Below are 24792 nucleotides of genomic sequence, written 5' to 3' on the forward strand. Positions count from 1 at the left end.
GTTCTTCCTGAAAATGCAGTGTGCTTAAAAGTTCACGCCAACGCTCAAGGCGAGGAAGTCCCGGTCATCCACGGTGCTGAAGTCGCCACCAAAGAAGTTGGTATAGGCCAGGCTCGCGGTGTAGGTGTTCTGGTATTCGGCATCCAGCCCCAGGCTGATGGCCTTGCGGCCTTCCTCGAAGTTGCCGCCAGGGCCCGGCGAGTAGCCCTTGACGTCATGGGACCAGGCCACGTTGGGCTTGAGGTTCACACCGGCGAACACATCCGGGTATTCCCAGATGGCCCGGCCGCGGTAGCCCCAGGAGGTCGCCGTGGTAAAGCCATCGTTGTTGCAGTTGGTGTTCAAGCCACTGATGCTGCCGCCCAGACCGGCACCTTGTGATGCGGAACTGGCCAGAGCCTCACAAACCCCGCCCGGCAACTTGCCAGACCCCTGCACGGGATCTCGGCCATAACGGACCTTGGATTTGCTTTCCAGACCACCCACATAGGTAACACCAGCCTCACCCACCAGCGTCAGGCGGCTAGCCCCCATGACCTGATCGAAGAAGTGCGTGAAGGTTGTCTGGAACTGAGTGATTTCCTTACGGCGATAGCCATGCAGATCCTGGCCGGGTACACCGCTCAACAACGAAGCATTACCCAGTACCGGTCCACCGAGTGGGCGCACGCCGGCAAACAGGATATCGGTGGAGTTGAGTTGCACCGGAGCATTGGGGCGGTAGCTCAACTCGCCGCTCCATGCCGTCCCTGTAGGCAGCGTGGTGGAGAAACTCAGGCCATACAGGCGAATATCTTCTGGATACTCCACGAAGTAGTTGGAGTTACCCGCGACCACCAGCGGCGCCAACTGACGCAGGGCAGCCGGCAATGCAGGGTTACGGAACTGGGCATAGACCGAGGCAGGTGCCCCCTGGGCGCTGAAGATCGGGGCCCGGCTGTGATAGTTCATGAAGTAGGCACCGAATTCGGTGTCCAGCGGCTCATAGTTGTAACGGAACGCCACGCCAAACTGACCGCTATCACGAGCATCCCGGTCGGGGCCACGGCGCACCAGTACCCCCTCCTGGTTGATATCCACCTTGTTGGCATTCAGGAATGGGTTGGCCGCCGCCGGTACCGTCGAGCGCTTGTTCAGCACTCGCAGGTTGTTGTCGCAACCATCGGAAATGATGTCTGGCTGCGAGAAGAAGGTCCCGCAGTTGTCGGTCACCGTCTGGTCCCACTCCAACTGGTAGAAGGCCTCGGTCGACAGGTTCTCGGTCAGGTTCTGCGAGATGTAGAACATGTTGACCGGGATCAGGCCTTCCTTGATCTCGGCGCCTGGGCGGCGAAACGCCGATACATCGATCGGGTTGATCGAGTTGATGCCGCCGCCAATGAAGGTACTCTCGCCCCAGCTCACCACTTGCTTGCCGAAACGCACCGAACCTGGCTCATCGCCAATGGAATAGTTGTGATAGACGAAAGCATCGAGGATCTGCCCACCGGAGGACTTGGCGCCTTCCTTGCGGTTGTGATCGCTGATGTTCTTGAACTCAAGGTCTTCGTCCTTGAGCTTGAAGTCGTACCAGTACTTGCCACGAACGAACACACCGGTATCGCCATACTTCAGTTCCAGGTCATGGATACCCTTGAAGATCTTCGAGAAGGTCTGGCCCTTCTTGAAGTTCAGGTGGCCATCATCGGAGGTCTGGGACAAGCCCTTGCCGCCGTTGTTGACCCCGATCAGGTCCTTGTTGGGGTTGGCGGTCGACCAACTGGCCCCCAGGGAAAGGGACGAATCGAAGCTGCCTTCGATTTCACCGATATTGAAACTGACGCCGAATGCAGGCCCGGCGAGCGTGGAGGCGAGACCGACGGCCAGGGGCAGTTTCGCCCGGCGCCAGAACTGGTTTGCTGATGTCATCGACGCTACTCCATGTGCATTATTGTTATGGCAATAAGTACTTCCGAGACCGCCTCGAATACCTCGCCGGCACACCGGCCAGGCTTCAAGGTTGCGTGATGACGACACCGCGCAATGCCCCGTCCCTCGAAAAGACTCTGGATGGACTATAGCCAGCAAGGGGTACTGCTTGATCCCTCTAAAGTGTGATTTGCAGCCTGACACCCATGCTGGAGCCGACCTTGGCCATAACCATTGAAAAACGACCGGTAAGAATGACGGAAAAATCCACGAGTACAAGGCAAAGGCTTGCAGGATGGGGATGCCGTGCCCCCGAGGGCACGGCAGGAGAACATCAGAGTGTGGAGAGAAAAGCGCTGTTGGTGGCCTGCCATTCGCTGATGTTGACGCGAATGCGCTTCTTGTCGAGCTTGCCGACGCTGGTCTTGGGAATTTCAGTAACAAGGGCGATTTGAGAAGGAATGGCCCATTTGCTCAAGTGCCCCAGCTCGACGAAAGGCTTGAGGTGCTCCTTGAGCTCGCGGGCGCCGATCTCATAGCCTTCGCGAATCACCAGCAAGGCAAAGGGGCGCTCACCCCATTGCGGATCGGCGACCCCGACCACTGCTACTTCGCGTACCGCTGCATGACGACTGATGAGGTCCTCCAGGTCCAGGGAGGAAATCCACTCGCCACCGGTCTTGATCACATCCTTGATCCGATCGCGGATATCGATCACGCCCATGCCGTCCAGGGTCGCTACGTCGCCGGTATGCAGCCAGCCGCCCTCCCAGAGCTCGGCGCCCTTTTGCGGCTCGTTGAAATAGCCCTCGGTCAGCCAGGGTGCACGCAGCACCAGCTCGCCCTGGGATTCGCCGTCCGCCGGCAGGAAGTTGCCCTCGGCATCGACGATCGCCGCCTCGACCAGCGGCCCGGGCACCCCGGCCTTGATCCGGTAGGTAATGCGCTCGTCCTCGCTGCCAGCCATCAGCTCGTCATTGAGGTGCGCGCATGACACCAGCGGACCGGTCTCCGACATGCCATAGGCGGCAGTCAATTGCACGCCCTTGGCCTTGGCGGCCTCGTACAAGGCACGGTTCAGGGCACTGCCGCCAATGACGATCTTCCAGCCACCGAAGTCCGTACCCTGGGCCGCCTTGGCGTTGAGCACCATCTGCAGAATGGTCGGTACGCAGTGGGAGAAGGTGACCTTCTCCCGGCGCCACAGCTCCACCAGGTACTCTGGATCATAGCGCCCGGGATAGACCTGCTTGAGGCCCAGCATGGTGGCCACGTAGGGCAGGCCCCAGGCATGCACGTGGAACATCGGGGTGATGGGCATGTACACATCGTTGGTACCCAGCAGGCGCACGCTGTCGATGGCGCCCATGATGGTCGACACGCCCATGGTGTGCAGCACCAGTTGGCGGTGGGTGAAGTACACGCCCTTGGGATTGCCGGTGGTGCCGGTGGTGTAGAAGGTGGTGGCCACCGAGTTCTCGTCGAAGTCCTCGAACGTGTAGTGCGTACTGGACGCGGCCAACAGGCTCTCGTATTCGCCCACCAGGTTCGGCAGATCGGCGCTCTTCTGCTCGCCATCGGTGAGCAGCAGGGTCTTCTCCACCGTGGTCAACTGCCCGGCGATGGCCTGGTACAACCCGACGAACTCGCTGTTGACCAGCACGAAGCGGTCCTCGGCGTGGTTCATGGTGTAGAGGATCTGCTCCGGCGACAGGCGCACGTTGATGGTATGGATCACCGCGCCAATCATCGGGATGGCGAACATGCACTCCAAGTAACGATGACTGTCCCAGTCCATCACCGCCACGGTATCGCCGGCCTTGACTCCGGCGGCGGTCAATACATTGGCCAGGCGGGCCACGCGCTCGATCAGGGTGGGGTAGGTGTAGCGCAACTGGTCGCGATAGATGATCTCGCGGGTTTTCTCGTAACGGCTGCCGGACATCAGCAACCGCTTGATCAAGAGCGGATATTGGTAAGCGCCTTCGGCGGGTGGGATAACACGAGTCTGCAACATAACAATCCCTTTTCTGACGGCTCGGTCGTAGCTGGAGAATACCCACTCTAGAGTGCCCGCGCGCCAGCTAAATCAGCCAAAGGGATGATTTGCAGAGCCGTACAAATACTAGCGCCAGGCCAGTATCGCAACGGCTCCGCATCGGCTCAGGCCTGTTGCCCCAAGGCGGCCTCCGCCGGCGTCCGGGGAAAGGCCAGGGCCGCGACGAACGTCAGCGCGGCAACACCGGCCAGGATCAGGTACAACCCGCCAAGCCCCTGGCGCGGCTCCACCAGGGCGATCAACGGAATCGCCGTGGCACTGGCGCCGAACGACAAGCAATAGCGCAGGGCGAAGACCCTGGCCTGCCACTGTGGCGCAACAAAGTTGGCCACCATGGCGTCATTGACCGTGACCTGGCCGAACACCACGAACATGAACGCCGCCCCCAGCGCGATCACCGCCCAGCCATCGGCGTGAGCCAACCCAAGCAGCAACGGAGCCTGGAACAGGGTCATGACAATGAACGGCCATTTCAGGCTGAAGCGATGCAACAACCGGCCCATGGTCAATTGCGCCACCGCGCCGAAGGCATAGGCCAGGCTGACCACCACGCCCAGGGTCTGCGCAGACGTGAAGACATCTTGCAGGCGCTCCTGGAACAGTTTCGGGTACGTCATGGTGGTGGCGTTGAACACCACGCCGCCGGTGGCGGTGGCCAGGGCCAGGACAGCGAATACCAGGAACATCGAGATCTGCTGTCCACCCTGCCCTTTCATCGCCCCATGAGGACGCGCGGGAATAGGCTCCTCGCGCACCTGCAAGGCAAAGCCAATGCCCAGCACGATGGCCACGACACCCGGCAGGATAAATGCCGAACGCCAGCCGAAGTGAGCCACCAGGAAACCGGTGAGCAAGGCCGAGAAGGCCACGCCCAGGTTGCCCCACATGCCATTGATGCCAATTTCCTGCCCGCGATTGCGGGCATAGGCCACCAGCATCGCCGTTCCCACCGGATGATAAATGGCCGCGAACACCCCCATCAGGGTCAAGCCAATCACCAGCATGGTCGGGCTGTCGCTCAGCCCGGTGAGGATCGAGGCCCCTCCAATGCCAAAGAAAAACAGCAGCATCATCCGTCGTCGGCTCCAGTGGTCCCCCAGCCAACCAGCCGGCAGCGAACAGGCGCCAAAGGCGATGAAACCACCCAGGGACAAGCCGATCAGCGCGGCGTAGTCCATGGCGAAGGCCTGGGTCATGCCCAGTACCGCCGCCGGGAAGATCAGCATGAACATATGGTCGATGACATGGGCGGCATTGACGTAGCGGATGACATTTCGGGCTTGGTTCATGGCGGCACGCTGCAGGTAGTGAAGGTGACGCCTATGCTAGGTTGGCGACAAACAGCATTCTGGACAATAAAGTCATCGGAGCAGACATGTTAATCAGCCACTTCCAGCAGGGCCCGGTCAGCGCCTACTCCCGTGACTATGCCGACGCCGCGCACCAGCCATTGCACTGCCATGACGAGGCCCAGTTCCTCTACGCCGCTTGCGGCACCATGCGCCTGGTGACCGCCCATGGCGCCTGGGTCATCCCGCCGACCCGCGCGGTGTGGATTCCGCCCTTGGTGGAGCATGAGATTTTCATGGCCGGGGAGGTGCGCATGCGGACCCTGTTCATCGCCGCCGAGCGTTGTCCCGCCTCCTTGCAGCAATGTTGCGTGCTGGCGGTCACACCCTTGTTGCGAGAACTGATCCTGCGGGCGGTACAGGGCCCGCAGCAGGCGCAAAATCCGCTGATCCAGCAACTGATGCTCGAGGAAATCGCCAGCCTGGAGAACCTCCCGCTACACGTCCCGATGCCCCAGGACCGGCGCCTGCAAGCCATCTGCCTGGCCCTGCTGCGCACCCCCGACCATTCCTACACCCTGGAAGATTGGGCGCAGCAGGTGGGCGCCAGCTCACGGACCCTGGCGCGGCTGTTCCAGCAGCAGGTGCAGATGAATTTCAATGCCTGGCGCCAACAATTGCGCCTGATGGAAGCCCTGCCACGCCTGCTCGCCGGGGAAAGCGTGCACAGCGTGGCCGACTCACTGGGATATGGCAGTACCCGGGCCTTCAGCGCCATGTTCCAGCGCTTGCTCGGGGATACGCCACGGCACTACGTGGCGTCCCTGAACCAGCTCAGTGCCCTCAATGCATCTCGGTGAAGGCCAGCTTGACGCCGATGGCGATCAGCACCGCACCCATGGTGCGGTCGAACCAGTGGCCCATGCGGGCAAAACCGGCCCGGACCCGCTGCTGGCTGAACAGCATGGCCACCAGGCAGAACCACAGGGCCGTGGCAGCCGCCAGGTAGACCCCATAGCCGGCCTGGATCGCCAGTGGTGTATGAGGGTTGATCACCACGGTGAACAGCGAGAGGAAAAACAGCGTCGCCTTGGGATTCAGGCCATTGGTGACGAAGCCTGAGGTGAAGGCCCCACGGGCCGTGCGCACGCCGGCTTCCTTGTGCAGGTCATCCGCCGCCGGCTTGGCTGGCTGGGCACGCAGGGCCTTGTAGCCGATGTACAGCAGGTAGGCGGCGGCCAGCCATTTCAAGGCGTTGAACAGCACGATGGACTGGGAAACGATCAGGCCGATCCCCAGCAACGAATACCCCACATGCAGGAAGATCGCCGAACCCACTCCCAGGGCGGTCCAGGTGCCGGCGCGGCGGCCATGGGTCACGCTCTCACGCACCACCACGGCAAAGTCCGGGCCGGGGCTGGCCACCGCCAGCAGGTGGATGAGGGCAACGGTCAAGAACTCGGTGAGGTACATGCAGGCTCCTGTTATGTCTAATTATTTCATCTGATAGGCTCGCAGATTACGCCTTGGTTTCCTCGTACGAAAGGTACAGTTCATGACCGACAATCGCCGCGCCGTATTTCTCGATCACCGCTCGCTGGACCTGGGCGACCTGGACCTGGGAGCGCTGCACGACAGTTTCAGCCCCCTGCAATTGCATGCCTACACGCTCCCGGAGCAGGTAGCCGAGCGCTTGCAGGGTGCCCAGGTCGCCATCAGCAACAAGGTCGCCCTCACTGCCCAGACCCTCGCCGCCTGCCCTGACCTGCGGTTGATCCTGGTGACGGCGACAGGCACCAACAATGTCGACCTGGAGGCGGCACTGCGCCAAGGCATCACCGTCAGCAATTGCCAGGGCTATGGCACGCCATCGGTGGCCCAGCACACCCTGATGCTGCTGCTCAACCTGGCGACCCGGGTCGCCGACTATCAACAGGCCGTGGCCGCCGGGCGCTGGCAGCAAGCCAAGCAGTTCTGCCTGCTGGACTTCCCGATCATGGAACTGGCGGGCAAGACCCTGGGCCTGCTGGGCCACGGCGAATTGGGTGGCGCCGTCGCTCGCCTGGCCGAGGCCTTCGGCATGCGGGTGGTCCTGGGACAGATTCCGGGACGCCCGGCCCGCGCCGACCGCCTGCCCCTGGATGAACTGCTGCCCCAGGTGGATGCCCTGACCCTGCATTGCCCGCTGAACGAACACACCCGCCACTTCATCGGCGCCCGGGAACTGGCCCTGCTCAAGCCCGGGGCCCTGGTGGTCAACACCGCCCGAGGCGGGCTGATCGATGAACAGGCCCTGGCCGACGCACTGCGCAGCGGTCACCTGGGAGGAGCCGCTACGGACGTCCTGAGCGTCGAGCCACCGGTCAACGGCAACCCCTTGCTGGAAGCCGATATCCCGCGCCTGATCGTTACGCCCCACAATGCCTGGGGCAGCCGCGAGGCACGCCAGCGCATCGTCGGCCAAGTGCTGGAAAATGCCCGGGCCTTCTTCAACGGTGAACCGCTGCGGGTCGTGAATTGATAAACTGCGCCACTTTTTGCCCAGGTGCGGACGATGGACATACGCAGTGAAATACTCCTACGCCAGACTGAGTTGTTCCAGGGCTCACTGTTGCTGGCCGGCCTGAGTGCCGATGATCTGCTCGGCCGCCTACCCGCAGCCCGGGGCTGGTGCTGGCATGCCGGGGACCAGGCCGCGCTGCAGGCGCGCTTCCCGGGACGCAGCCACTTCGGCGTGACCGCGCCAGACGACGCGTTCGACAGCGCGGTGCTGTTCCTGCCCAAGTCCAAGGACCTGGCCCAATACCTGCTCAATGCCCTGGCTTCGCACCTGGCCGGGCGCGAGCTGTACCTGGTTGGGGAAAAACGCAGCGGTGTGGAAAGCGTCGCCAAGCAGCTTGCGGCCTTCGGCAAGCCACGCAAGCTCGACAGCGCCCGGCATTGCCAGTTGTGGCAAGTCACGGTCAGCAATGCCCCCGAACCCGTGGCGCTGGAAAGCCTGGCCCAGGAATACCAACTGCCACTGGCCGAGGGCCCGTTGACAGTCATCAGCCTGCCCGGGGTGTTCAGCCACGGGCGCCTGGATCGGGGCACTGCCCTGCTGTTGCAGCACCTGGACCATCTGCCCCCAGGGCACCTGCTGGACTTCGGCTGCGGCGCTGGCGTACTGGGAGCCACGGTCAAGCGCCGCTACCCGGACAACCAGGTGACCCTGCTGGACGTGGACGCCTTCGCCGCCGCCAGCAGTCGCCTGACCCTGGCTGCCAATGGCCTGGAGGCCGAAGTCCTGACCGGTGACGGCATCGATGCTGCCCCCGGGGAGCTGGACGGCATCCTGACCAATCCGCCGTTCCATACCGGGGTCCATACCGACTACCAGGCCACGGAAAATCTGCTGCGAAAAGCCAGGCAACATCTTAGAAAAGGTGGCGAACTTCGAGTAGTTGCCAACAGCTTCCTGCGCTACCAACCACTGATCGAGGAGCATCTGGGACCTTGCGCGATCAAGGCCGAAGGCGATGGTTTCCGCATTTACCGGGCCAAGCGCGGCTGAGCGTTTTTTTCGCACACAAGGCTTGCCGAAAGGATTTTGCCTAGGCAGAATCCGCTCCGTCCTAGGGGAGTAGTCTCCCACGAGCGCCACGCTCGTCCGGCATGCGTCAACATACTTGGTCCGAAGACCATGGCGCATGCGACCCAAGAGTCCGCACAGACGGACCGCAGGGTTTGACAAGACCTATGACACGCACACCTTACCCGGGGCGGGAAGGCTGTACGTGTCATAGCCGTGTCGACCCGCCCCTTAGGAAAGCCCTGATGCTGGATTCTCTGCTCGTTCCCACCGCAATCGTTGCCTTGGCCGAAATCGGCGACAAGACGCAACTGCTCGCCTTGATTCTCGCTGCACGCTTTCGCAAACCCTGGCCGATCATCGCCGGCATTGTCGCCGCGACCCTGGCCAACCATGCGGCTGCCGGGGCGGTAGGCGCCTGGTTCGGCAGTTTCTTCTCGGACACGACCCTGCACTGGATTCTTGCGGCCAGCTTCGCTGCCACTGCGCTGTGGACACTGGTGCCGGACAAGATGGACGACGATGAAGCCACTACGGCACGCAAGTTCGGCCCGTTCCTCACCACCCTGATCGCCTTCTTCCTGGCCGAGATCGGCGACAAGACCCAAGTCGCCACGGTCATGCTGGCTGCTCAGTATCCAGAGTTGTGGCTGGTGATCATCGGCACCACCCTGGGCATGCTGATCGCCAACGTGCCGGTGGTACTGGCGGGCAACTTCGCCGCGGACAAACTGCCCCTGACCCTGATCCGTCGCCTGGCGGCGTCGGCGTTCTTCATCCTCGCCGCAGTGGCGGTGTACAAGGCCATGCAGAGCAGCGGCTGGGTATAAATGAAAGCGCCGGCCAGGCAACCCCTGCTGCAGGAGCGGCCTTGCCGGCGCAGGCGTCATCCAGGATGACGCCGAGGGATCAGGACTTCTTGGCCTGCTGGTACAGCGGCATCACCTTGGGAATCGCCGCCTGCAACGAAGCGATACGGCTGGTGGACGCCGGGTGGGTGCTCATGAATTCCGGTGGCGCAGAACCGCCGGCGGCCTGGCCCATCTTGTTCCACAGGGTAATGGCCGCGTTCGGGTTGTAGCCGGCGCGAGCTGCCAGCTCCAGGCCGATCAGGTCGGCTTCGTTTTCATTCTCGCGACTGTTAGGTAGGGTCATCAGCAGGTTGACGCCGTTGTCGCCCAGGGCAACTGCCTGCTGGGAAACCCCGAACAGGGTAGCGATCTGCTTGCCGGCACCCAGCGCGTACTGCTTGGACATCGCCTCGCGACCATGCTCACGTAGGGCGTGGGCGATTTCATGCCCCATCACCGCGGCGATTTCATCGTCGGTCAGCTTCAGCTTCTCGATCAGGCCGGAATAGAAAATGATCTTGCCGCCAGGACCGCAGTTGGCGTTGAGTTCGTCGCTCTTGATCAGGTTGACTTCCCACTTCCACTGCGCGCAATCCGGACGGAAGTTCGGGGCCTGGGCAATCAGGCGGTTGGCGATGACCTGCAGGCGCTTGGCGTTGGCGCTGTTCTTGTCCAGCGCGCCCTGGTTGCTGGCCTCGCTCAGGGTCTCCTGGTACGACTGGGCGTACGACTGGTTGACCTCGGCGCTGGACACCATGCTGAACATGGACTGCTTGCGATCCACGCCCACCACGCCGGCGTTGGTGGTGTTGACCGTTTCACAACCACTGAGCAGCACAGCGGCGCCCAGTGCACATACAACCAATGATTTCTTCATGAAAAACGCTCCCTGAAAACATGGCGCGTATCCTAAGGGCGCGCTTGTATCAGCGCCAGATGTAAAACACGCTTTTGGTCGCAATTGAGAGACAGCCCGGCACTGCAGAAAAAAATTCATGCAGGGCCAACGACACGGCAACGTCGAGCTGGCACCTTGCCATTAACGACACGATCAGCTCCCAAACCGTCATTTGTGCAATTGCCGCTAATGGCCAGCGGGGCTGCGGCCGATACAGCACGGCAGACCTCAATTCCTGCGCCCGGAGCCTCTATGAAGTTCAAGTCGATCCAGTTTTCGGTGGCCGCACTGGCCGGAGCCATCGTCCTCAGCGTGGTTGCAGCCCTGGTGCTGTATGCCCTGTTCTCCGGCGCCAGGACTCAGCAAATGGTGCAGGAAAGGACCCAGGCCCAGTTCGAACAAGTCATCGAGCAACGCCTGAGTGGCCTGGCGCAGACCCAGGTCAGCCAGATCCAGCGGGAGCTGGAGGCGCCGCTGCTGATTGCCGGGGGCCTGGTGCGCGTCAACGCCCTGATGGGGAGCCGGGATGCCCAGGGCCAGGCGCAATTGAACCTGAGCCGCGAGCAGATGATTGCCCTGATCAAGGAAAACGTCGCCCAGAACCCGAAGATCCTCGGCGCCTATATAGGCTGGGAAGCCAACGCCATCGACCACAACGACGGGGCCTATGTCGGCACCAGCGTGGTCGGCATCGATGCCGCCACCGGTCGCTTCCTGCCCTGGTGGTTCCGCAACCAGGACTCCAGCCTGGGCCTGGACAAGCTGGCTGACGTCAACGATCGGACCGTACTGTCCACCGGGGTTCGGGCCAGCGAGTACTACCTGTGCTCCAAGGAAAGCCTGAAACCCTGCGTGATCGACCCTGCCCCCTACAAGGTCGGCGACAAGGTGGTGATGCTCGCCTCCTTCATCCAGCCCATCCTGCTCGACGGCAAGTTCCAGGGCATCGTCGGCGCCGACCTGTCAGTGAACTTCATCCAGGACATGCTGGTGGCCGCCAACCAGAAGCTCTACAACGGCGCTGGCGAAATGGCCCTGATCGGCGGCAACACCCGCCTGGTGGCCTACACCAAGGACCCAAGCAAGTTCGGCGAAAAAGTCAGCGATGTGCTCACCAGCGACACGGTTACCAAGCTCTCCGGCCTCAAGCGTGGCGAGGTGACCTACAGCGTCGACCAGGCCAACGGCCATATCGCCCTGTACCTGCCCTTCGGCATCGGCCAGACCGATGCGCACTGGACCCTGATGCTGCAACTGCCCCTGGCTGCGGTGATGGCTGACCTGGACAAGCTGCAGGCCGATCTGGCCGAACAGCGCAAGGCAGACACCTTCGGCATGGCGATGGTCGGACTGGTGATCGCCGGGCTCGGCCTGGTGGTGATCTGGTTGGTGGGCCATGGCATTGCCCGACCACTGCGGCAGATGGTGGCGATGCTCGATGACATTGCCCAGGGTGAAGGCGACCTGACTCGCCGGCTGAGCAGCGACCGCGCCGATGAACTGGGCTCCATCGCCAAGGGCTTCAACACCTTCCTGGCCAAGCTGCAAGCGATGATCAGCCAAGTGGTGACTTCGGTGCAGAGTGTCAGTGACTCCTCGGAGCACACCGCCGACATCGCCATCCGCACCAACCAGGGCGTACACAAACAGATGGTGGAAATCGACCAGGTGGCCACTGCCGTGCACGAGATGACCGCGACCGCCCAGGACGTGGCGCGCAACGCGACCCAGGCGGCACAAGCCGCCGGTCACGCCGACCAGGCCGCCAGCCAGGGCATGCAGATCGTGCGCGATACCTCCAGTGCCATCGGCGCCCTGGCCGAGGAAATCGGTCGTGCGGTCACCGTGGTACAGACCCTGGCCAAGGACAGTGAAAACATCAATGCCATCCTCATTGCCATCCGGGGTATTGCCGAGCAGACCAACCTGCTGGCGCTCAACGCCGCGATCGAGGCCGCCCGGGCCGGCGAGCAGGGACGTGGCTTTGCCGTGGTCGCCGACGAGGTGCGCAACCTGGCGCAGAAGACCCAGCAGGCCACCGAGGAAATCCAGTCGATGATCCAGCAGTTGCAGCAAGGCACCCGGGAAGTGGTGCGGGTCATGGAGGACAGCCAGCACAAGACCGACCAGAGCGTGGAACATGCGGCCAAGGCAGCCCAGGCCCTGGAGACCATCACCCAGGCCGTTTCGGTGATCAACGACATGAACACCCAGATCGCCAGTGCTGCCGAGGAACAGAGCGCAGTGGCCGAGGACATCAACCGCAACGTGATCAATATCGGCCAGGTCGCCAATGAAGTTGCCGGAGGCGCCGACGAGTCCAGCGCCGCCAGTGCCGGCCTGACCAAGCTGGCCGAGCAGCAGCGACGCCTGATCAATCAATTCAAGGTGTGAGTCACCATGGGCCCGGCTGCTGCCGGGCCCATGACGCTGGAGCGATCAAGCAGGGGTCAGGCACTCGGGGCCATTGAGCTTGGGATCGTTGATCAGGTTGGCTAGCACTCGCTCACGCAGGGCAGCGGGAGGACTGGCCAGCAAGGCGTGCAGGGCATGCAAGGGCGTCTCGGGGTCGAGCCAGGCCTCTTGGCCTGCAGCATCGAGAATCAGCGGGCGGCGCAGAGTGGAAGCGGCCTGGGTCACCACCGCAGTACTCAGCCAGACGTGCTCTTGCACCGGGTAGGCTTCCCAGATCGCGGCAAAGAAAATCGACGAGCCCTCCCCTGGCGTCAGCCAGTAAGGACGCTTGCGGCTGCCCCCCCGCCACTCGTAGAAACCATTGGCCGGCAACAGGCAACGGCGCTCGCGAAATGCCTGGCGAAACATCGGCTGCTCGGCCAGGGTCTCCGCCCGGGCATGGGCCGGAGTGCGCGACAGATCGGTCAGCCAGGGTGGCGTCAGCCCCCAGCGGGCGCGGGCCAGGGTACGCTGACCATTCTCAGCACGCTGGATCAGCACCGAGTCATGGGGCGAGATGTTCCACTGGGCCCGCTGATCTGCGGGAAACCCCGGCAAAGCGGCAAACGCGGGATTCCAGCGAAACAGGGCATAACGTCCACACATGGGGTATACGACTCTCGGTAAATCGGGACACGGCCTAACAGACCAATACCCCGGCAAAACTGTCCGGCTCTTCGCAGGGCAAAGGCAAGGCGGCATTGTACGCAGTGATCAACTCCCGTGCCCGTTGCACCTGGTGATTTTCCACCGACAGCGCCAACAAGCCGAACACCGGCAACTCTCCTACACCCCCCAACAGGTCCCCGCCGTGCAGATGGGCCTCGATACCCTCGCTGGCCAACATGCCCCGGAGCAGCTCACCTTCCATCAGATTCTCCGGCTCATAGATACGCTGCATGGAAACCGTCCCCAGGCTCAGTCGTTTTCAGTGTGCACATCGAGCATCCATTCCTGACCATCGGTCTGCAGCGTGAACACGATGGGCCGGCAGCAAACCGGGCAGTCCTCTATATAGGTCTGGTCGCCGGCTGAGAGATCCAGCACCGCCTCCGCCTGTTCGCCGCAATAAGGACATTGATAATGGTCGGTTTCCAGCATCGCGGTCTCCCGAGTGACTTATGCGTATAATCGCCGGTCTATTTGCAGGGCTTTTTATGCTTGAGCTGAGTTTTCAGACCGTGCCCGGCTTTTTTGATCCAAACCTACTTCTTACCCTAGCCGTTTCTAACAAGAGAGCATGATGGGCGAATTCGATGCCATCCGACCTTACCACGACAGCGAAGTACCAGCGGTGCTGGCTCGGCTGATCAGCGACAAGGCATTCCTAGATATCCTCACCCACTTTCGCTTCCCGCGTTTTGCCAATACGTTCGGCTGGCTGCTCAAACCCCTGATCGCCCACCGCCTGCGCCGTGAGTTCGCCGGCGTCACCTCGGTGGCCACCTTGCAGGACAAGGTCGAGTTCTACGTCGACCACACCATCGAACGCGCCACCGACGGCGTGACCTATACCGGCGTCGAGCAGTTCAAGTCCGGTACGGCCTACCTATTCCTGGCCAATCATCGCGATATAGTCATGGACCCGGCCTTCGTCAATTACGCGGTCTACCATGCCGGCCTGCCGACACCTCGTATCGCCATTGGCGACAACCTGCTGCAAAAGCCGTTCGTCAGCGACCTGATGCGCCTGAACAAGAGCTTCATCGTGCATCGCTCCCTCAGCGGCCGTAGGGAAAAGCTCGCGGCTTACCAATTGCTCTCTGCCTACATCAACCACTCGATCCGCAACGACGGCCAGTCGATCTGGATCGCCCAGGCCGAGGGCCGGGCCAAGGATGGCGACGATCGTACCGAGTCGGCGATCCTCAAGATGTTCCACATGAGCCGCAAGGACGAGCCGTTCGGCGAAGTGATCCAGTCGCTGAACCTGACGCCGGTATCCATCAGCTACGAATATGACCCTTGCGACCAGGCCAAGGCCCGGGAGCTGTACATCCGCGCCACCACCGGCAGCTATACCAAGGCCCCGGGAGAGGACGACGTCAGCATCGCCAAGGGCATCACTGGCTACAAGGGCCGGGTCCACGTGAACTTCGCCACGCCGATCCGCGCCCTGTTCGAGGACACCAAGCAGTTGGCCATGGAAATGGACCGGCAGATTCTCGGCGGCTACCGGCTGTTCCCGGTGCACTACCTGGCCTACGCCCAGTGGCAGGACGCCGACCCGGCGTTGCAAGTGCCCAACGCCGCCGAGGTGTTCCCGGCCCAGGAGCTGACCAAGGCAAAAGAAGAATGGCAACGCCGGCTCGAAGCCTGCCCGCCAGAGCATCGCCCCTACCTGGTATTGCAATACGCGACCCCGGTACGCAACCAGTACCGGGTCAAGGCAGGCCTGGCACTGCAGTAGTGCCACGGACAAGCACAACGGCGCCTTTAGGCGCCGTTGTTGTATCCGCAAAGACCATCAGAAGTGGGTGCTGACCCAGGACACCAGCAGGGCCAGCGCCAGGCAGGCAAAGCCGAAGCGATAGAAGAAGCGGTTGATGCGCAAAGTGGCCGGGTCGAGCATCAGCATGGGCTGGTCCACCGCCCGCTGTTCACTCTGGCTGGCAAGGTTGGCCAGGGCACGCAATTCACGGCGGCGAGTGGCATGCAGCAGCCAACTTCCCGGACAGGCGAACAACAGGGCGAAGAGGTTGATCAGCTTGCCAGGATGGGCGTTGAACGTGGACCAGATCAAATGCAGCGACATCATGAACCTCGGAATGGGACCTGTGTTCGGGCTATCGGGAGCACCCGCGGCGCGGATTCTACTCAATCCCCAAATGCTCCCAAGCGCCTTTCCGACCAATAACGAGGCATCCGTCATTTAATTTAAAACGTCATCTTTTCGTCATCTAAACAAGCCAGTCTGTCGCCCCTCGATGACCCACGGAGCTTGTCATGCTGCACGCAGAAAACCAGGACCGCCTCTACCTGATCGCCCCCAGCGAAGAACAGCAAGCGCTGGTCGGAGCCCTGGCCTTCAATGTCCAGGACCGTCATTGGCTGGTGTATTGCGCCCTGGGCGGACATCAGCACGCGGACCTGCCAGAGACCGACCTGCTGACGGGCGTGAGTGTGCTGGACTTCTACGTCGAAGCCGCGTGAGCACTGGCACCAATGCCCATGAAAAAGCCCGACTCCAATGGAGCCGGGCTTTTTCATCGCCTGGGCCAAGGCCGTCAGGCAAGGTCCTTCGATCACAGCGCCAGGGGGCCCATCACTCGCCGAGGATCTGACCGACGGTCGGGTCCTTGAACAGGCGGGTCAAGGCATCGCTGAGCACATCGCCCACCAGCTTGGTATTGGTGTCCTGGTTTGGCGCCATGCCAAAGCGCTGGTCCAGGGATGCGCCATAACGGCCGCTGTAGCGGCGGTTGGCGTTCTGGACGTCGGAGCGGAAAGTCGCGCCGATGGTCGCCTCGGTTACGTAAAGGCCTTCTTTGGGCGACTGGTACTTGAGCTCGGCCAGGGTCACGGTCAGTTGGGGAGCATTGCTACCACCAGTGGTAGGCGTGAAGCCCAGCAAACGCACTGCAGCTTCGGCCTGGGCCTGCAACTTCGGCAGAATCTGCGCGCTTTGTACGGTGATGGCACTGGTTTCCGGGTACAGGCCGCCACGGGTCCCCAGGGTTGGCGATGGGCGGCCGTCGACGACTCTCACCACCACCGGCTGGCCACGGCCGACAGGCGCCAGCTGAGAGGTGAGCTTCGGCTCCGGGCTGAGTTGTTGCGGGCTGTGGGCGCAGCCGACCAGCGACAGGCTGGCCACAGTGATCAAACCGAACAACAGGCGTTGCAACATGCTCATCTCTCCAGGAATCAGGCACAAACAGGCCCGCAGTATAGCGGTGCACAACAGCGGCAAACCAGCATCTGGCGGGACTTAAAGCAAGTCTCAGACAGGTTCTGTACAAGGGGGTTCCTGTAACCTAGCGTTAACCGGCATTACATGATGATGTAACTACTAAACGACATTCTTGTCGTCAACGACACACTAGGTGCTTGGCCATGAAACTCCTCCGCTCGCTGTTCGCGCCACGTCAAGCGTTTCGCAACTTCGCGCTGCTGGATTACCAGGGGCGCTGCCAGGCTTTGCGCCAGAGCCGCGTGCCCCCGGTGGGCGATGGCTGGGTGGAAATAGAAGAAATCCGCCTGAACTGGTTACACCAGCCGTTGCCAGCCAGTGCCTACCTCAGCACGCGTGCCACGACAGCCAGGGTGCAACCGATACTGGCCACCTGACCAAAAGCCGAATAAAAGTCGCAAAATAGGGTCATTTCTGCGCATTTCTTCGTTACAATCTCCCCCCGATTATAAGGACGTCTCCTGATCGGGCCTCGCAACACTGCCAACGCATTGCCTTGGCGCCCCATACTGCCCACAGAGAGCCGCCCACACAGATCGAGTGAAGCTGGCGTGCTTGCTGTCCCATCTTGCAAACCTCCACTTTTCACGAATCTGCAGAGCTGCCCTTGCAAGGACACTGAAGTTTTGCCCGTCGTGCCCGCATCCCTTGAATGCAGGCATCACCGCTCGGGCCAGGTGCCAGGCCGAGGCAGCCCTTTTTTGAGGTTCACGTCTTCAAAAGAGCGTGAAAAAACGGGTTTTCACAACTTCACAAGAGTGTGGCGAGCAAATGAATAGTTTTGCGTCTGAACTGGCACCATTGGCCTCTACAACAGCCCGATTACACAGGACCGAGCCCTCCTCAGATACTTGCGCTTGATGCCTGTCCGCTGACGGATTTGGTTGCACTAACGGATGTCTCGACCATAAGTCGAATTGCCCCGAGGCTCCCCAAGATGCGTTCATATGCACCTTGAGGCCCGGTTGGTAGCGTCCGCAGAAGTTGCAAAGAATTGCGAAGACTCGGACATGGCAATCCTGGCCATGGGTAACCTGGGGCACCACGTGAATCGCCCCATCACTCCTGGCAGCCATGCCGTCAATTTGGTGCTGCAGATTTTGGAGACGCGTTAATGGCGCATAACGAAGCAGTAGACGTCGTATTGGTCGGGGCCGGCATCATGAGTGCCACCCTCGCCGTACTGCTCAAAGAGCTCGACCCCGCAATCAAGTTGGAAGTCGTCGAGCTGATGGACTCGGGTGCCGCGGAGAGTTCCAACCCATGGAACAACGCCGGTACCGGTCACGCTGGCCTTTGTGAGCTGAACTACACGCCACAGGCCGCCGATGGCAGCATCGACATCAAGAAGGCCGTGCATATCAACACCCAGTTCGAGGTGTCGAAGCAGTTCTGGTCCTACCTGACCAAACAAGGCACGTTCGGCTCGTCCAAGTCCTTCATCAGCCCGGTGCCACACCTGAGCTTCGTCCAGGGCGACAAGGGCGTTTCCTTCCTCAAGAAGCGCTTTGAAGTGCTGAGCCAGCACCATGCCTTCGCCGACATGGAATACACCGAGGACAAGGCCAAGATGGCCGAGTGGATGCCGCTGATGATGCCGGGCCGCGCCGCGGACGAAACCATCGCCGCCACCCGCGTGACCAACGGTACGGACGTCAACTTCGGCGCCCTGACCAACCAGTTGCTCAAGCACCTGACCAGCGCTCCGGACACCCAGGTCAAGTACTGCAAGCGCGTGACCGGCCTCAAGCGCAACAAGGCCAACGGCTGGACCGTGAGCATCAAGGACGTCAACAGCGGCAACACCCGCGAAGTCGACGCCAAGTTCGTATTCCTCGGCGCCGGTGGCGCGGCACTGCCGCTGCTGCAAGCGTCGGGTATCGAGGAAAGCAAGGGCTTCGGTGGTTTCCCGGTCAGTGGCCAATGGCTGCGTTGCGATAACCCGGAAGTGGTCAAGCAGCACCAGGCCAAGGTCTATAGCCAGGCCGCCGTTGGTTCGCCACCGATGTCGGTGCCGCACCTGGACACCCGCGTGGTCGACGGCAAGAAATCCCTGTTGTTCGGGCCTTACGCCGGCTTCACCACCAAGTTCCTCAAGCACGGCTCGTTCCTGGACCTGCCGATGTCGGTACGCGCCGGCAACATCGGCCCGATGCTGGCCGTAGCCCGGGACAACATGGACCTGACCAAGTACCTGGTCAGCGAAGTCATGCAGTCCATGGAACAACGCCTGGAATCCCTGCGCCGCTTCTACCCCGAGGCCAAGGCCGAGGACTGGCGCCTGGAAGTCGCGGGACAACGGGTGCAGATCATCAAGAAAGACCCGAAAAAAGGCGGTGTGCTGCAGTTCGGCACCGAGCTGGTCGCAGCCAAGGACGGTTCCCTGGCCGCCCTGCTGGGCGCCTCCCCTGGCGCGTCGGTCACCGTTTCGATCATGCTCGACCTGATCGAGCGCTGCTTCCCGGCCAAAGCCAGTGGTGAATGGGCTGCCAAGCTCAAGGAAATTTTCCCGGCCCGGGAAAAAGCCCTGGAAAGCGACGCGGCCCTGTATCGCAAGATCAACAGCGAGAACAACCTGAGCCTGGAGCTGGTCGCGCCAAGCAAGGAAACCGAAAGCTGCGCCTGATCCAGCAGCCATGAAAAACGCCCCGTCCTGCAAGGAACGGGGCGTTTTTTATTCCCGGTCCTAAAAAACCGGCATCCTGCCAAACGCTAGGATCAGCCGCGGGCCTGGGCGATCAGCTCAATGTAGTCAGCGGCATTGCGTTGGTCCCGGATCAACTCGACGAAGGTCTTGCCCTGCTCGTCCTTGCCATCCAGATCGAGACCTGCCTCGACGAAAAAGCCCAGGAAACGCTCGAAATCGTCGATGCGCAAGCCACGATAGGCCTTGATCAGCTTATGCAGGGACGGCGAGGTCGCGTCGACCGGCTCAAAATCGAGGAACAACTTGATCTGCTCGTCACCGATCTCGTCACCAATCACTTGCTTCTTATCTTTACGCATTGCCGACTCCAGCTCGCAGACATTTCACGGGGCGGGCAGTTTACCCCCAGCCCGCATCCAGCCTCAACGCGGACGCACGCTGCCAGTGTGCAGGTCGGCCCAGATATGGCCATTGGCATAGCTGAGGAACTGGCAATACACGGTGTCGTTACGCAACAGGTCCATCACTGCCCGGTACTGTGCCATGGGGTAGTACAGGGTCAGCGTCTTGCTCTTGGCATCGTATTGCGGCTTTTTCAGGCTCTTGCTTTCGCCGTCGAAACTCACCAGCACCTGGCTGATGGTAGCGCCCTTGTTCAAGGGCTTGCCCTTGAGCCGAAGCCACACCGGCGAGGTCACGGGAATCGGTTGCTGGTTGGATTGGCGCTGGCTACCGATCACCACCGAGTATTCGGTGACTTGCAACAATTGTTGTTGCTCGGGGACAGCATCACGCAGGGTCAGGTCGTCAGGTGGCAGGAACTGCCCGTGCATGGGGGCCGGAGCGGCTGCGAGCGGCAGGCTCAAGCTCAGGAGAAGGGCCGCGCAACTGCGGATCAACAGGCTCATGACAGGCTCCAGACAAGGGCCGAGCACTCTAGCACGGGTTCTGCGCCTCTACACCCACCCCACGCCAGCTCTACGACAGGCCCACAGCACAGAGCTCAGTCGAACTGGGCGAGCATCCAGGCGTGGTACTCGGCCACGCCTTGCTCACCTTCACGAGGCGCCCAACTGGCGTGTTCGCTCTCGCTCAACGGGCGATAAGGCCCGGCCTTGCATTCGAACATCAGGCTATCGGGCGCCAGTGCCACAAGGCCATGGAACACTCCAGCAGGCAGGTCCACCCCTACGCAGTCGCCACCAGCCTCCAGGACACGCTTTTCCCGGATCTGGCCTGCCTCATCGAAGATCAGCACGCCCAGGCGCCCCTTGAGCACTAGCAGTGTCTCGGCCTTGTCAGCGCTCAAGTGCCGATGGGGCGGGATGTAGGTCGAAGGTTGCAGGCCTACCGCCAAGCGATGACAAGGCTCTTCCATGGCATGGAAGTTGTGATGCTGGCGCCCACGAGGATTGGCCGCGGCCTTCTGGGTCAGGTCGCAGAACAACGTTTGATCGAGAAAGCTCGGGCCAGACATGTCTTACATCCCCTTCACGGCGTAGATGCCCGCGGCGTTACGCCAATAGCCCTTGTAGTCCATGCCATAACCAAAGACATAACGGTCGACGCAGGTCAGGCCCATGTAGTCGGCCTTGAGGTCCGGACGGGCCTTGCGATCGTGATCCTTGTCGATCAGTACCGCGGTATGCACGGCACGGGCACCGGCGTGACGGCAGAAGTCGATGATCGCGCTCAAGGTGTGCCCTTCATCAAGAATGTCGTCGATGATCAGCACGTCGCGGTCAATAAAGGAAACTTCTGGCTTGGATTTCCAGAACAGCTCGCCACCGCTGGTTTCGTTGCGATAACGAGTTGCATGCAGGTAGGAGGCTTCCAGGGGAAAGCGCAAGTGGGTCAGCAACTTGCCTGCGAAGATCAGGCCGCCGTTCATCACGCAGAACACCACCGGATTGCGCTCAGCCAGGTCTTCAGTGATTTGTGCACCGATCCGGGCGATGGTCGCCTCGACTTCAGCTTCGGTGTACAGGCAGTCAGCCTCGCGCATGATTTGACGGATATGCTCGAGATCAGCGGACATGGCGCTCTCCAAGGGGTGGCAGTTTCGGAAAAGCGGGCAAAGGTACGCATCCGGCCCGGTCAGATCAAGCGTTTCTGGACTAACGTACTTTATGTCTATAGGACAACAACCCCGGATAGATTAATCTAGGCCGTTTTTTTTGCCCGCCGCCGGAGCCTTTCCCTATGCCTACCCATGAGATCCGCCACCCGCTGATCCGTCATAAACTTGGCCTTATGCGCCGCGCAGACATCAGCACCAAGAACTTTCGCGAGCTCGCTCAGGAAGTCGGTGCCCTACTGACATACGAAGCCACCAAAGACCTGCCCCTGGAAAGTTATGAGATTCCAGGCTGGTGCGGCCCTGTCCAGGTCGAGAAGATCGCTGGCAAGAAGATTACCGTGGTTCCCATCCTGCGCGCCGGCATCGGCATGCTCGAAGGCGTGCTGAGCCTGATCCCAGGCGCCAAGGTCAGCGCCGTCGGCGTGGCCCGCAACGAGGAAACCCTGCAAGCCCATACCTACCTGGAAAAACTGGTACCGGAGATCGATGAGCGCCTGGCGATGATCATCGACCCCATGCTGGCCACCGGCAGCTCCATGGTCGCCACCATCGACCTGCTGAAAAAAGCCGGTTGCCGGGATATCCGTGCCATGGTCCTGGTGGCAGCTCCCGAAGGTATCGCTACGGTCGAGCAGGCTCATCCGGATGTGACGATCTACACCGCCTCCATCGACCAGAAACTCAACGAGCATGGCTACATCATTCCTGGGCTGGGTGATGCCGGCGACAAGATCTTCGGCACCAAGCAGAAGGATTCCTGATCATGCAGGATGAGTTCAACGATCCGCTCTGGCGCCAGGTGCTGTCTGGCGCCCAGATGCTTTTCGTGGCCTTTGGCGCCCTGGTGTTGATGCCGCTGATTACCGGTCTTGATCCCAACGTGGCGCTGTTCACGGCGGGTCTTGGGACTCTGTTGTTCCAACTGGTCACTGGCCGCCAGGTGCCGGTGTTCCTGGCTTCGAGCTTCGCCTTCATTACCCCGATCATTCTCGCCAAGGACAAGTTCGGCCTGGCCGCGACCATGGGCGGCGTCATGGCGGCAGGTTTCGTCTACACCTTTCTCGGGCTGGCGGTGAAGATCAAGGGTACGGGTTTCATCGACCGCCTGCTGCCACCCGTGGTCATCGGCCCGGTGATCATCTCCATCGGCCTGGCCATGGCTCCCATCGCCGCCAACATGGCCATGGGCAAGGCCGGCGACGGCAGCGAGCTGATCCACTACCAGACCGCCATGATGATCTCCATGCCGGCGCTGCTCACCACCCTGGTGGTGGCGGTGTTCGGCAAGGGAATCTTCCGCCTGGTGCCGATCATTTCCGGGGTACTGGTGGGTTTTGCCCTGTCGTTCTACTTCGGCGTGGTGGACACCGCCAAGATCGCTGCTGCGCCTTGGCTGGCCCTGCCGCACTTCACTGCACCGGAGTTCAACTGGCAGGCGATCCTGTTCATTGTTCCGGTAGCCCTGGCGCCAGCCATCGAACACATCGGTGGAGTGATCGCCGTAGGTAGCGTGACCGGTCGCGACTACCTGAAGAAACCCGGCCTGCACCGCACCCTGTTCGGCGACGGCGTCGCCACCACCGCTGCCGGCCTGTTCGGCGGTCCGCCCAACACCACCTACGCCGAAGTGACCGGCGCGGTGATGCTGACCAAGAACTACAACCCGAAGATCATGACCTGGGCTGCGGTGTTCGCCATCACCCTGGCCTTCATCGGCAAGTTCGGTGCACTGCTGCAAAGCATCCCGGTGCCGGTGATGGGCGGGATCCTCTGCCTGTTGTTCGGCTCGATCGCCGCCGTGGGCATGAACACCCTGATCCGCCACAAGATCGATCTTGGCGAGGCACGCAACCTGGTGATCGTCTCCGTGACCCTGGTGTTCGGTATCGGAGGAATGCTGGTAGGTACAGGTACCGGCCAGAATGACGTCGGCCTCAAGGGCATTGCCCTGTGCGCCATCGTCGCCATTGCCTTGAACCTGGTCTTGCCAGGCAACGATAGCTGGAAAAACAACAAGTCCGACGGGCCCATCATCTGAAGCCCAGTCACCGGCTCCCGCAGTAGCTCAGGAGCCGGTGACCGACGCCAGTCTCTATAAGGCCAGCGGTGCCCGGGCGCACAAATTGGCCAACGCCTGCACCCATTGCGGGTCATCGTTCAAGCACGGGATCAGCAGCAGATCCTCTCCTCCGGCCTCACGGAACTGTTCACGTCCGCGATCCCCGATCTCCTCCAGCGTCTCGATGCAATCGGCGACAAAGGCTGGGCACATCACCAGCAGCTTCTTCACACCCTGCTGGGCCAACTCATCCAACCGGGCTTCGGTATAAGGCTCGATCCACTTGGCACGTCCCAAGCGCGACTGGAACGACACCGACCATTGCCCATCGGCCAGGCCCATTTGCTGGGCAAAGGCCTGCGCGGTACGAAAGCACTGCCCGCGATAACAATTGCCGAGCACCTGCGGCGAGGCGTCCCGGCAGCAATCCCCCAGGCCATCCAGGCGGTGTCCTGGGTTGAGCTTCTGCAAGTGTCGCTCCGGCAAGCCGTGGAAACTCAGCAGCACGTGGTCGAATGGCTGTTGCAGATGTGGCTTGACGCTGGTCACCAGGGCGTCGATGTATTCAGGCTGGTCGTAGAACGGCTGCAGCACGCTGAACTGCACATCCAGCTGATGCTCGCGCACCACGCGCCGGGCTTCCTCGACCACAGTGGTCACAGTACTGTCGGCGAATTGTGGGTACAGCGGAGCCAGGGTAATCCTGCGCTGGCCCTGGGCCGCCAGCTTGAGCAGCGCAGATTCGATCGAAGGCTCGCCGTAGCGCATCGCCAACTCCACGGGCCCCTGCTTCCATTGCTCGCTCATCGCTCGCTGCAGGCGTCGGCTGAGCACCACCAACGGCGAACCCTCTTCCCACCAGATGGATTGGTAGGCGTGGGCCGACTGGGCCGGGCGCTTGATCAGGATCAGCGACACCAGCAAGCGTCGTACCGGCCAGGGCAGGTCGATCACATAGGGGTCCATGAGGAACTGATTGAGGTAGCTGCGCACATCCGCCACGGAGGTGGAAGCCGGCGAACCGAGGTTGACCAGGAGCAACGCGTGATCGGTCATGCAATGT

26 protein-coding genes and 1 riboswitch are annotated in these 24792 nt (G+C 61.6%); of the genes, 11 read left to right on the forward strand and 15 right to left on the reverse strand.

The window, feature by feature from the left end:
- Positions 1–24 precede the first annotated feature (24 nt).
- The 3 genes from I9018_RS26860 to I9018_RS26870 all read right to left on the reverse strand — a co-directional run bounded on the left by I9018_RS26860 (position 25) and on the right by I9018_RS26870 (position 5256).
- Entirely contained in the window at positions 25–1908 is a 1884-nt protein-coding gene (locus I9018_RS26860; RefSeq protein ID WP_241107953.1) for a DUF1302 domain-containing protein, read from the reverse strand.
- A gap of 334 nt (positions 1909–2242) precedes the next feature.
- Positions 2243–3925, reverse strand: coding sequence for a fatty acid--CoA ligase (locus I9018_RS26865; protein ID WP_241107954.1), 1683 nt, complete (start codon positions 3923–3925; stop codon positions 2243–2245).
- A 146-nt stretch (positions 3926–4071) separates the two neighbouring features.
- Positions 4072–5256, reverse strand: a complete 1185-nt coding sequence (locus I9018_RS26870; RefSeq protein ID WP_068578782.1) for an MFS transporter — start codon at positions 5254–5256, stop codon at positions 4072–4074.
- A gap of 86 nt (positions 5257–5342) precedes the next feature.
- Between I9018_RS26870 and I9018_RS26875 the strand changes: the two genes are divergently transcribed.
- Positions 5343–6116 (forward strand): helix-turn-helix transcriptional regulator, encoded by a 774-nt coding sequence (locus tag I9018_RS26875; RefSeq protein WP_068578780.1) that lies wholly within the window; start codon positions 5343–5345, stop codon positions 6114–6116.
- On the opposite strand, the gene I9018_RS26880 is transcribed toward I9018_RS26875, so the two are convergent.
- Entirely contained in the window at positions 6100–6729 is a 630-nt protein-coding gene (locus tag I9018_RS26880; protein WP_068578778.1) for a LysE family transporter, read from the reverse strand. The two genes, I9018_RS26875 and I9018_RS26880, sit on opposite strands and share 17 nt — an antisense overlap.
- An 82-nt stretch (positions 6730–6811) precedes the next feature.
- Between I9018_RS26880 and I9018_RS26885 the strand changes: the two genes are divergently transcribed.
- The 3 genes from I9018_RS26885 (at position 6812) to I9018_RS26895 (ending at position 9657) form a co-directional block, all read left to right on the forward strand.
- Positions 6812–7777 carry a 2-hydroxyacid dehydrogenase gene (locus I9018_RS26885; protein ID WP_241107955.1) on the forward strand — a complete coding sequence of 322 codons (966 nt, stop codon included), beginning with the start codon at positions 6812–6814 and terminating at the stop codon, positions 7775–7777.
- A gap of 33 nt (positions 7778–7810) precedes the next feature.
- The gene (locus I9018_RS26890; RefSeq protein ID WP_241107956.1) at positions 7811–8809 is read left to right on the forward strand and encodes a class I SAM-dependent methyltransferase; all 999 of its coding nucleotides are present in this window, start codon (positions 7811–7813) and stop codon (positions 8807–8809) included.
- A 52-nt stretch (positions 8810–8861) separates the two neighbouring features.
- A riboswitch (yybP-ykoY riboswitch) is annotated at positions 8862–8983 on the forward strand.
- Between the two features lie 89 nt (positions 8984–9072).
- Positions 9073–9657, forward strand: coding sequence for a TMEM165/GDT1 family protein (locus tag I9018_RS26895; protein ID WP_068578773.1), 585 nt, complete (start codon positions 9073–9075; stop codon positions 9655–9657).
- Positions 9658–9736: 79 nt separating this feature from the next.
- On the opposite strand, the gene I9018_RS26900 is transcribed toward I9018_RS26895, so the two are convergent.
- Positions 9737–10555, reverse strand: coding sequence for a M48 family metallopeptidase (locus tag I9018_RS26900; RefSeq protein ID WP_124347442.1), 819 nt, complete (start codon positions 10553–10555; stop codon positions 9737–9739).
- A 273-nt stretch (positions 10556–10828) separates the two neighbouring features.
- Between I9018_RS26900 and I9018_RS26905 the strand changes: the two genes are divergently transcribed.
- Positions 10829–12970 carry a methyl-accepting chemotaxis protein gene (locus I9018_RS26905; RefSeq protein ID WP_241107957.1) on the forward strand — a complete coding sequence of 714 codons (2142 nt, stop codon included), beginning with the start codon at positions 10829–10831 and terminating at the stop codon, positions 12968–12970.
- A 45-nt stretch (positions 12971–13015) separates the two neighbouring features.
- Here the strand turns inward: I9018_RS26905 and I9018_RS26910 are convergent, their stop codons facing one another.
- The 3 genes from I9018_RS26910 to I9018_RS26920 are packed head-to-tail and all read right to left on the reverse strand — an operon-like array spanning position 13016 to position 14131.
- Positions 13016–13636, reverse strand: coding sequence for an SOS response-associated peptidase (locus I9018_RS26910; protein ID WP_241107958.1), 621 nt, complete (start codon positions 13634–13636; stop codon positions 13016–13018).
- 34 nt (positions 13637–13670) lie between these two features.
- A complete protein-coding gene (locus I9018_RS26915) occupies positions 13671–13931 on the reverse strand; it encodes a DUF2007 domain-containing protein (protein ID WP_068578764.1) in 261 nt (86 codons plus the stop codon).
- 17 nt (positions 13932–13948) lie between these two features.
- Positions 13949–14131, reverse strand: coding sequence for a CPXCG motif-containing cysteine-rich protein (locus I9018_RS26920; protein ID WP_068578762.1), 183 nt, complete (start codon positions 14129–14131; stop codon positions 13949–13951).
- A 139-nt stretch (positions 14132–14270) separates the two neighbouring features.
- Between I9018_RS26920 and I9018_RS26925 the strand changes: the two genes are divergently transcribed.
- Positions 14271–15440, forward strand: coding sequence for a 1-acyl-sn-glycerol-3-phosphate acyltransferase (locus tag I9018_RS26925; protein WP_241107959.1), 1170 nt, complete (start codon positions 14271–14273; stop codon positions 15438–15440).
- A 57-nt stretch (positions 15441–15497) separates the two neighbouring features.
- Here I9018_RS26925 and I9018_RS26930 read toward each other — a convergent pair whose 3' ends face one another.
- Positions 15498–15785 (reverse strand): hypothetical protein, encoded by a 288-nt coding sequence (locus I9018_RS26930; RefSeq protein WP_176719841.1) that lies wholly within the window; start codon positions 15783–15785, stop codon positions 15498–15500.
- A 191-nt stretch (positions 15786–15976) separates the two neighbouring features.
- On the opposite strand from I9018_RS26930, the gene I9018_RS26935 reads away from it, so the two are divergent.
- Positions 15977–16183 (forward strand): hypothetical protein, encoded by a 207-nt coding sequence (locus I9018_RS26935; RefSeq protein ID WP_022640865.1) that lies wholly within the window; start codon positions 15977–15979, stop codon positions 16181–16183.
- A gap of 112 nt (positions 16184–16295) precedes the next feature.
- Here I9018_RS26935 and I9018_RS26940 read toward each other — a convergent pair whose 3' ends face one another.
- The gene (locus I9018_RS26940; RefSeq protein ID WP_068578756.1) at positions 16296–16880 is read right to left on the reverse strand and encodes a YajG family lipoprotein; all 585 of its coding nucleotides are present in this window, start codon (positions 16878–16880) and stop codon (positions 16296–16298) included.
- 206 nt (positions 16881–17086) lie between these two features.
- Between I9018_RS26940 and I9018_RS26945 the strand changes: the two genes are divergently transcribed.
- Entirely contained in the window at positions 17087–17320 is a 234-nt protein-coding gene (locus tag I9018_RS26945; protein ID WP_124347439.1) for a hypothetical protein, read from the forward strand.
- 737 nt (positions 17321–18057) lie between these two features.
- Positions 18058–19569 (forward strand): malate dehydrogenase (quinone), encoded by a 1512-nt coding sequence (mqo, locus tag I9018_RS26950; protein WP_124347438.1) that lies wholly within the window; start codon positions 18058–18060, stop codon positions 19567–19569.
- A 92-nt stretch (positions 19570–19661) separates the two neighbouring features.
- Here mqo and I9018_RS26955 read toward each other — a convergent pair whose 3' ends face one another.
- The 4 genes from I9018_RS26955 to I9018_RS26970 form a co-directional block, all read right to left on the reverse strand.
- Positions 19662–19949, reverse strand: coding sequence for a PA4642 family protein (locus I9018_RS26955; RefSeq protein WP_124347437.1), 288 nt, complete (start codon positions 19947–19949; stop codon positions 19662–19664).
- Positions 19950–20012: 63 nt separating this feature from the next.
- On the reverse strand, positions 20013–20498 hold the full coding sequence (locus I9018_RS26960; RefSeq protein ID WP_124347436.1) for a hypothetical protein: 486 nt from the start codon (positions 20496–20498) through the stop codon (positions 20013–20015).
- A gap of 95 nt (positions 20499–20593) precedes the next feature.
- A complete protein-coding gene (locus I9018_RS26965) occupies positions 20594–21067 on the reverse strand; it encodes a WbuC family cupin fold metalloprotein (protein ID WP_068578744.1) in 474 nt (157 codons plus the stop codon).
- A 3-nt stretch (positions 21068–21070) separates the two neighbouring features.
- Positions 21071–21628, reverse strand: coding sequence for a hypoxanthine-guanine phosphoribosyltransferase (locus I9018_RS26970; protein ID WP_068578810.1), 558 nt, complete (start codon positions 21626–21628; stop codon positions 21071–21073).
- 164 nt (positions 21629–21792) lie between these two features.
- Here I9018_RS26970 and upp point away from each other — a divergent pair, with 164 nt between their 5' ends.
- Both upp and I9018_RS26980 read left to right on the forward strand, forming a co-directional pair.
- Positions 21793–22431, forward strand: a complete 639-nt coding sequence (gene upp, locus I9018_RS26975) for a uracil phosphoribosyltransferase (protein ID WP_068578742.1) — start codon at positions 21793–21795, stop codon at positions 22429–22431.
- A 2-nt stretch (positions 22432–22433) separates the two neighbouring features.
- Positions 22434–23708: a uracil-xanthine permease family protein gene (locus I9018_RS26980; protein WP_241107960.1), complete on the forward strand. Its 1275-nt coding sequence runs from the start codon at positions 22434–22436 to the stop codon at positions 23706–23708.
- Positions 23709–23762: 54 nt separating this feature from the next.
- Here the strand turns inward: I9018_RS26980 and hemH are convergent, their stop codons facing one another.
- A complete protein-coding gene (hemH, locus tag I9018_RS26985) occupies positions 23763–24785 on the reverse strand; it encodes a ferrochelatase (RefSeq protein ID WP_241107961.1) in 1023 nt (340 codons plus the stop codon).
- Positions 24786–24792: the final 7 nt, after the last annotated feature.

Origin of the sequence: Pseudomonas sp. MPFS, from assembly GCF_022537035.1 — a bacterium.
GTDB classification, from domain to species: domain Bacteria; phylum Pseudomonadota; class Gammaproteobacteria; order Pseudomonadales; family Pseudomonadaceae; genus Aquipseudomonas; species Aquipseudomonas sessilinigenes.